Source organism: Gammaproteobacteria bacterium (assembly GCA_013696315.1).
GTDB lineage: Bacteria > Pseudomonadota > Gammaproteobacteria > JACCYU01 > JACCYU01 > JACCYU01.
Map to the genome: position 1 here is coordinate 1 of JACCYU010000002.1, position 8,211 is coordinate 8,211.

General features: G+C 57.6%; 1 protein-coding gene and 2 pseudogenes. All 3 read right to left on the reverse strand.

Translation table 11 applies throughout. The annotated features are described in order from the left end of the window. Positions 1-2,001 (reverse strand): annotated as a pseudogene (locus H0V34_00050) (AAA family ATPase). A 330-nt stretch (positions 2,002-2,331) separates the two neighbouring features. Then, positions 2,332-5,146, reverse strand: a pseudogene (locus H0V34_00055) (site-specific DNA-methyltransferase). 5 nt (positions 5,147-5,151) lie between these two features. Next, the gene (locus H0V34_00060) at positions 5,152-8,193 is read right to left on the reverse strand and encodes a DEAD/DEAH box helicase family protein (protein ID MBA2490149.1); all 3,042 of its coding nucleotides are present in this window, start codon (positions 8,191-8,193) and stop codon (positions 5,152-5,154) included. Positions 8,194-8,211: the final 18 nt, after the last annotated feature.

Below are 8,211 nucleotides of genomic sequence, written 5' to 3' on the forward strand. Positions count from 1 at the left end.
GGTGCAGGCGACATACAGGAGATGACGTTCCGTGCTGTAAACCTCCTCAAGATCGGCCTCATCGGCGATCGACTCGATACGATCCTGAAGGGGAATCACCTCATCGTCACAGGCCATCACCGCCACAGCTCGGAATTCGAGTCCTTTTGCTAAGTGCATCGTGCCGACCACGACTCGGCCAGGCTCTATCTCTACCCTGTCTTTAAGCGGTATGGCGGCGATCCCGGCAGCCCTAATTGCTGCTATTGCACGTTCCAATTGAGGCTCCGAGCGGACGAACACGCCAATCTCTTCCGGTTGAATACCTTCCGTCAAACGCACCGAAATCCAAAGTCCAACCGCGGCGGTTTCCTGAGCAGAGTCATCGAAGACTTCAATTGATGGCGCTTGTCCATTGAACACCGACACTGTTCCGCGGCGGCGCTCTTCAATGCCGTCTACGTCCGCAAGCGATGCAAAGCAGGCGATCCGCATGACTGCGGATTTGGTGCGAAGTGCGATAGTTAATTCGAAGCGTATGCGATCGTCCGCGCACATCGACGCCGAGCGACTTCCAAGAGAATGGTTGCTGAAATATGCGTTGGCCCAGATCACCGGTAAAGAACAAGCCATCCGCGCGTGTGGACCCTAGCGCCTTCAAGAATCGCACCTCTGCAATCCCCATATCCTGCGCCTCATCGATCACTGCAAAGTCAAAGGGCCTATCCTGAACGCGCGAGAGATGCTCAGTAATGCGACCAAATATCTCCGGCCAAGTCACGAGTCCTCGTTGGTCAAGCTTGGCCCGAACCTGTTCAAAGATCGTCCACAGTTGTTCGCGCTGCTTGCTCCCCAGCCTCGTCTTACGTCCGCGGCGCGCCACGTCACGATAGGTATCCCAAGTCTTGAGCTGCCACGCATCCACAACATCTGTCCACTCGCCGAGCAAGAAAGACTGTGAGAATCGCTGCTCCCTTACCGTCCGTAACGCCTCATTTAGGAATAACTTCATCTCCACTATCGAAGCAATCTGCGGTGCTCCGAATAGCTTCGCAAAAAGCTCCATTGCAACACCGGGCATTGGGGAGACGCTGATCCTGCCATTGACTTGAGGTTCGTTGCCGACGAGGCGTGTAAGCTTGACTTTAGCAGGTCGGACAAAGTTTGCGAGAAGGTTGTCAGCAGCACACGCGCATTCGGATGCCCCCGCGCCAAGTGCGCTGCACGATGTAGCGCGACGACTGACTTGCCGGTACCTGCCGAACCCGAGATGCGTGCCAGGCCATTGTAGCTGCGCGCGACAACTTGACGCTGTGCCGGGTGTAGAAAGACCGTCCACTTCTCCCACGGAAACTCCAGCGCCCGTTCGAGTTCCTCCATATTCGCCATCACTCGGAATCGGCGTTGGGCGTCGGGATGCTTGAAAGGGTCGGCCGTCGCCGGCACAACGGCAGGTATCGTGGGTTTGCCTCCTGTGGCAAGTTCGAGCAGTGCCTCCGCCGCTTCTTGCGGCAGGCGATCAATTAGGTCAAAAAGCGTATCCTCGCCGGCATACCGAACCGCGTCCAATAACTCTGGCGGAACACCGTAGCCTAACAACTCGTCATCCAGCACCGGGGCAAATAGGCGGGGTTTGACTGAACTCGGCAGAGGAGTCGCTGTAACGCGCTCATAGTGTCTAATGATTTCCGCCCGTTCGGGCACCACGACCCACTGCGCCGCGCCGGTTTTGGGGTGTTGCTCGATCTTGCGCCGTTCGGCCCAAGCGTAAGCTTTATCGTGATGCCAGACATAGCACAGCAACAGGCTCGTGGTCGTCCTGTGTACGATCAGCCGGATGTTGTCGTTCACGCGCACTGACCAAAACTTACGATCCTTGGAGCGTTCCAGCCTGTGGAATTTCATCCCCGGACTCGCGGGATCGAGTTGCAGATCGAACGCGGTGGTCTTGACCGCCTTCTGTTCCTGACCAGTCAGCTTCGTGAGGCTGTCGGTGAAGGTGTCGGCTATGCGAAATTCCATTTGCGTCACACAGTCCTATGACCAGTAGAAGTCCTTATCCCAGTCCTCAATGTTCCATTGATCGCCATCCAAATTTTTCAGGAATCGCTGCCTCAAAGCAGTTGTTCGCAATCGCCCAGTCTAACTGACGCGAAAGCCGATCGTGCTTCGCTCGGTCTGACGCGCCAGACGCGGCGAGGATCAGTGGGATAGGTGGCTTCTCTCCAGCATGTTCTTGCTGATGGTGTAGAAGAAACTGATAAAAGTCTTGCCAGTGTCTGTCGGCAGGGCTGGATCTTCCCTGCGCCTTGATCTTTGCCAAGTACAACCTCTTTTGCTCTTCCGCGTCCATCAGGTAACCGCAAAAACCTTCATCACCTCGTCACCCAGGTGATTAATCACCTTCACGGCAATGCGGCCGGACTTCGGCTTGGAAAAGGCGCGAGATGTGTCGCTGTTGAGAGTGGCCCAGGCTTCTTCGTTTATTTCGGCTTTGAGAGTGGTCTTGAGGGCTGTGTACGGGTCGTTGGCACCGAGGAAGTAGGCGTGCCGGACGAAGAGGCTCTCCTCGTTGTAATCGGTATCGATGAACCAGCATGCGATGCCGTCGGCGCCGTCGCTACGCACCTCACCGGAGTTGGGATGGAACACGTCCACGCCGTTGATCTTCACCCGGGATTTTTCCGTCTTCGGCCTCCAGAATGTCGATGTCCGGCTCGCCGAAGATGACGAAGAGGTTGCCCTTGCCAGTGTTCTTCAAATCATCCGCCATATGCAGGTCGGCGTTCATTCTCGCTTTAAGTATCGGGATGCGTCCCAGTTTGTCGAAGTCCGCTGAATGCGCGTCATAGTTGAATGCACAAGCGATAAGTACGTCGAAATCGGCATCGCCGGCTTCGCGCGCGGCGGCTACCAGATCTGGACGCGTAACAGTGCCGAACTCTGGGCCGATTAAAATGGCCGCCCGCTTCTCCGTGTCCCCTTCCAGGTAACGGCCCTCGCCGCAGACCAGATCGCCGGACCAGGGGGTGAGCGCCGTGAAGGTGATCCTGCCCTCCTTGTGGGCCTGCTGCACGCCGGCGGTCTTGAGGTTCTCCAGGATCATCTGCGGGAACGTTTGTTTCGCGCCATAATCGTCGCTGCTCTCGGCGACGCTCGGGTCGATCAATTCGTCGTTTTCATCCACGCCGAGCACGCGGTGCGGCGAAAGGCTCTCGACGGTGAAGGGGCCGGCTACGCGCACCTTCTTGTTATCGGGGTAGGGCTTGTCGTAGAGGTATTCAAACTCGGCTTTGGCGGCGATTGAGGCGTCTATTTCCTTCTGCCGGGCGATGCGCGCTTGCCACCATTCGGCATGAATCTCATCTGCCGTTCGTGCTGAGGCGTGAGCTTGTCGAACGGTCGAAGCACGCCCTTCGACAGGCTCAGGGCGATCGGAGTGTAGTTCGCGCGGGATTTGCCACTCTTCCCATTTTTTGCCGACCGCTTTGTTGAGTTCTTCGCGCAGCGGCTCAAGCTTCGCCTGCCACTTGTCCCAGATCACGTTGACCTCCGAGTTGTTGGCGATGGACTTGAGGGTGATGTGCGGCACGCGCTCATAGACGAAGCCGTGGCGGATGTTCCCGCGCACAGGCTGCGAACTCGGCGCGGTGCGGGTGACTTCGGCTTCCTTGACCTGGCCTTCGCGAGAATCGGCCAGCAGGTAAAACGGATAGCGCGCACCCATGATGCGGGCACGGGCCAGCGCCAACGCCACGCGCGAAGTGTCAATCGTGATCCAGCGCCGGCCCCATTGCTCGGCGACATATGCGGTGGTGCCGGAACCGCAGGTCGGGTCGAGCACGAGATCGCCGGGATCGGTGGCCATGAGGATGCAGCGTTGAATGGCCGCAGTGGCTGTTTGGACAACGTAAACCTTGGGATCGGCGAACCCGCTTATGGAAAGATCGTCCCAGAGTTCGTTGATCGCGAAGACGCTGAAATCCGAAAGCTTGCGAATGTAGCGTGGAGTTTGTCCAAGGGCTATAAAGCGGCCTGCGCGATCAACTCTAGCGAGGTTGGTCGGCGACGGCTTGTATCCCTTAATGTAAGACTTGCCGTGATGAACATATTCGTAGGGCGCGTTACCCTGCGAAGTGATGTTGTCGTGGGAAATCGCCTTGTCCGGTGGTAGCCGGTTAACGCGCTCGAACCCGACTTCCTCAATCGAGCCGTCATCGAGCAATTCATACTTAAACTGTGTTGCTCCGACTCCGCCCGGTATTTTTCGGAGATAGAGCGATCGGAATTTCGTGGCAGGCTTTGATTTACCATACCAAAGGAGGTAGTCGCCAATCGAAGCTAGAAAGTTGGTCGTGAGTCCGCCGGTTTTCTTGAAGAGGATTAGGCCGATGAAGTTATCCTCCCCGAACACTTCATCCAACACCGCGCGGACGCGATGGACATTTTCATCGCCGATTTGCACGAAGATGGAACCGGAATCGGTGAGCAGATCGCGGGCGACGGTGAGGCGGTCGCGCAGATAGGTGAGGTAGCTGTGGATGCCGTCGCGCCAGGTGTCGCGGAAGGCTTTGACCTGCTCCGGCTCGCGGGTGATGTGGCCGGCGTTGCCGTCCTTCACGTCGCGGCTGGTGGTGGACCACTGGAAGTTGCTGTTGAACTTGATGCCGTAGGGCGGATCGAAATAGATGCACTGCACCTTGCCGCGCAAGCCCTCGCGTTCCGCGAGACTCGCCATCACTTGCAGCGAGTCGCCGAGAATCATGCGGTTGCTCCAGTTCTGATCGTGCTGGTAGAACTCGGTTCTGTCCACACCCTTAGGAATGCTGTTGAAGTCAGCGAAGAGGTCGGGCGTGAGCTGCCCGGCCTCGTGCTCGCGCTCCCGCGTCTCGCTCAACAGATCGTCGATGAGCACCTTAGGGTGCACCTTTTCCTGAATGTAGAGCGGCGGGGCGTGCACGCCCAAGTCGCTCCAGTCTTTTCCATCCTTACCGCGCCAGACGCGTTGCGGATCGAGGTCGCGATCCCGCCGTTCATAAGCCACGCGTACGGGGCTTTGCTCGTCCTTCCGCATCACCGACTGATATTCCGCCGCGGGAATATTCTTACGCTTAGCCTCTTCGTGTTGGAGCGTTTCGATGGTCTTGGCTGTCGATCTCTTTGCCATAACTATTATTCCTGAGCCACTGCCTGAGCGACGACCGACTCGATCATTCTATTGAACTCGCTTTCGACCTTCGCTTTGAAGTCCGACTCGATCTGGTAGACATCGGCGAACTCGGCAAACGCCCAGCGGCCATATCCACCGTGATTGTTTACCCCCGGCACCCAGTACGTCTCCATGGTGGCTTTCTTTTCCTTCGCGTCTTCGCGTCGGTAGCCTTTGATCTCGACGATCAGGTGCAGCAGATCGTCGTCGCCATGGCCATCATCCACTAACACGATGAAATCGGGCAGATACTTGCGCGTCTCGGAGCCGTAGCGGTACGGCGCTTCCAGGCCGAGGTTATGATTCTTGACGTAAGCTTTCACCCGAGGATGCGTCTCTGCCACACGGCAGACCTCAGCTTCCCAGTCGCTGTCGAGGACGACCCAGTTGAGATGACAACGGCGGGCGTCCGTTTCCCAGCGATCGGTTTTGGAGGTGTTGAAATTGACGTGGGCGGTGGAGCCTGTGGGGTTGTAGGGATCAAGCACGGCATTTATGGGGCGATTTCCCACGTGTGAACGCGTGATCGCGGCGGTAATACGCTCGCAGGCCATGTCGGCCAGCGTCTTGTATTTCAACTGCGCGGGATAAGTCCCGCCTTTACAGACCAGATGGTGATCCAGCCACTGACGCGCGATTCGTTTGAGCTGTCCAAAAAGCTGGAGCTGCGGTTGCTGGTCGTCATCGCGCCATTTCGTCAATACCAGATGAGATGTCAGTTCATAGAGTACCTGCGAAGGTCGAACGTCACCGGTGTGCACGAGATTAAGGTCCACCTTTTCACCGATGATGCCTGAGTTCTGAGTTTCGGTGGCGCCAACCAGATCTGGCGTTAGCTCAAGCGTGGAGTCGTCATTGAAGTCAGCGGTAAGCCGATCCTCCGGCAGCTCCACGCGGTATCCTTCTACGCGCGGGAACCGGATTTCGAGCAGATCGCGCTCGGGACGCACAGCCTTGACCCGGATGGTCTCGCGCGGCTTCTGTGGAGGCGCCGCCACCGGCTTGGCTGTAAAGTCGAACGGAATCCCCAGTACGTCCGCGTATTCGACACTGAACAAACCCTTAATCGGGCCGTCATCGTTCAATTCATAGGACTGGCGGCGCAGCGCCCGACCGATGACCTGTTCGCAAAGAAGCTGCGTGCCAAAGGCCCGCACGCCCAGTACATGCGTCACCGTGTTGGCGTCCCAGCCCTCGGTCAGCATCGATACCGAGACGACACAGCGGATGGAGTCGCCCAACCGATCCTGTTTGCCCACTGTGTTCATCACCTCGCGCAGCAGGTCTTGATCGGTAATTTTCTGCGCCTTCAGCCAGTCGCCACGGTCATTCATCTCGCGCCGGAAGCGATCGATCTCATCGGACGCCATAGTTCTGAAGTTCTTGTCCAGCGCATCTCCGGATTCGAGCTGCTCGCTGTCAATCAACAGGGTGCGGGGCCGGCCAAGCGGATTATCGTAATCGTCGAAGTTGCGAAACAGCGGCAAGCGACCATTTTCAAGCTGGCTTGAACCGTCCTTGTTGTAACGATTGAAGCCCGAGATGTAGTCGTAAATCAGTTTCGACGTGGAGGTGTTATTACATACCACGATGAAGCAGGGTGGAACGCGCACGCCGGCCTGTTCCCACAGATCGTACGTCTTCGCATAGTGCCCATAGAGCGCATCCAGCGCGGTTTGCAGTTGTGGCGGCAAGTCCAGAGGATTCAGTCCTTCGGCCTTGCCGCGGCCCTTTTTTGGCATCTTCGTGCGAATGTGCTCCCACAGGTTTCGATACATCGGCATCTCTGAACCCGTGATGTTGTCGGCTACCGGTACGCGCGGCAGTTTGACGATGCCGCATTCGATGGCATCCATGAGCGAGAAGTCACTCATAGTCCACGGGAACAAGGTGCCTTCCGCGTAGCCCGAGCCGCGCAGGAAAAACGGGGTGGCGGATAAGTCGATGACGCGGGCGACGCCGAGCGTGCGATTGACCGCCTCGTTATTCTTCTCCGCCTCTTTCCGGTCATCACCTTTGAGATCGCCCTCTGCGTCTTTTAGTGGCTTCTCGCGGTAGCAGTGATGGGCTTCGTCATTAACCACCATGACACCCTTCAGGCCCATCAGGTCAGGCATTACCCTTTGTAGCATCTGCCCTTCGGTTTCGAGGGTGTTCAATGCTTCGCCACGCCCTTGAAGCAGCGACCGCCCGCCCTTGGAAAGCTCCATCCGGTCGCGGCGCTTGAAGGCGTGGTAGTTGGTGATGATGATCTTGGCCCGTTCCAGATCGCCCATCATGTCGCTGGGAACCAACTCGCGGCTCCGGTAATAGCTGTCCGGGTCGTTGGGTTGAAGGACGCGCAAGCGGTCTTTGATGGTCAGCCCAGGGGCAACGACAAGAAAGCCACGGGTAAATCGCGGGCTACTGGGCCGGCGCACGGCATTGATCGTTTGCCATGCAATCAACATGGCCATGACCGTGGTCTTGCCCGCGCCGGTGGCCAATTTCAAGGCGAGACGCATCAGCTCCGGGTTGGCATCGTGGTTGGCATTGGCCAGATGTTCAAGCACACTGGCGCTCGCCTTACCGAGATGCGGTGCGACCTCCGTTACCCAGATCGCGGTTTCAACCGCCTCGATCTGGCAGAAAAAAGGCCGGATCGCTCCAAAAGCGTGATGCCGCCAGTGTTGCAACAAACGCGCGGTTTCGGGGGTGACGCGCCACTGGTTTGGATTCGGCAGGTTTCGCCACTGATCCACCTGCTGGCGTATGCCGTTAATTATCGCGGTGTGGGCGTATTGCTGTTCCGGTGTGGAGAGACCCTTGCCTTCCTCGAAAACGAGTTGAGACTGGTGACCCGAGCCTTTGCGCTTGCGGGGTTTAGGGATTGGAGTGATGAACTCAGCGCGACGGCGACTTTCCTTGATCTGTTGTGTCGGCTGACCGTCCTTATCCAGCTCCCCGTGGCGGGACGGATAGTTGTAAGGCGAGTTCAGTATCGGCTGGTCAAAGAAATGCGCCACCGCTCTCTTTCTACCTCG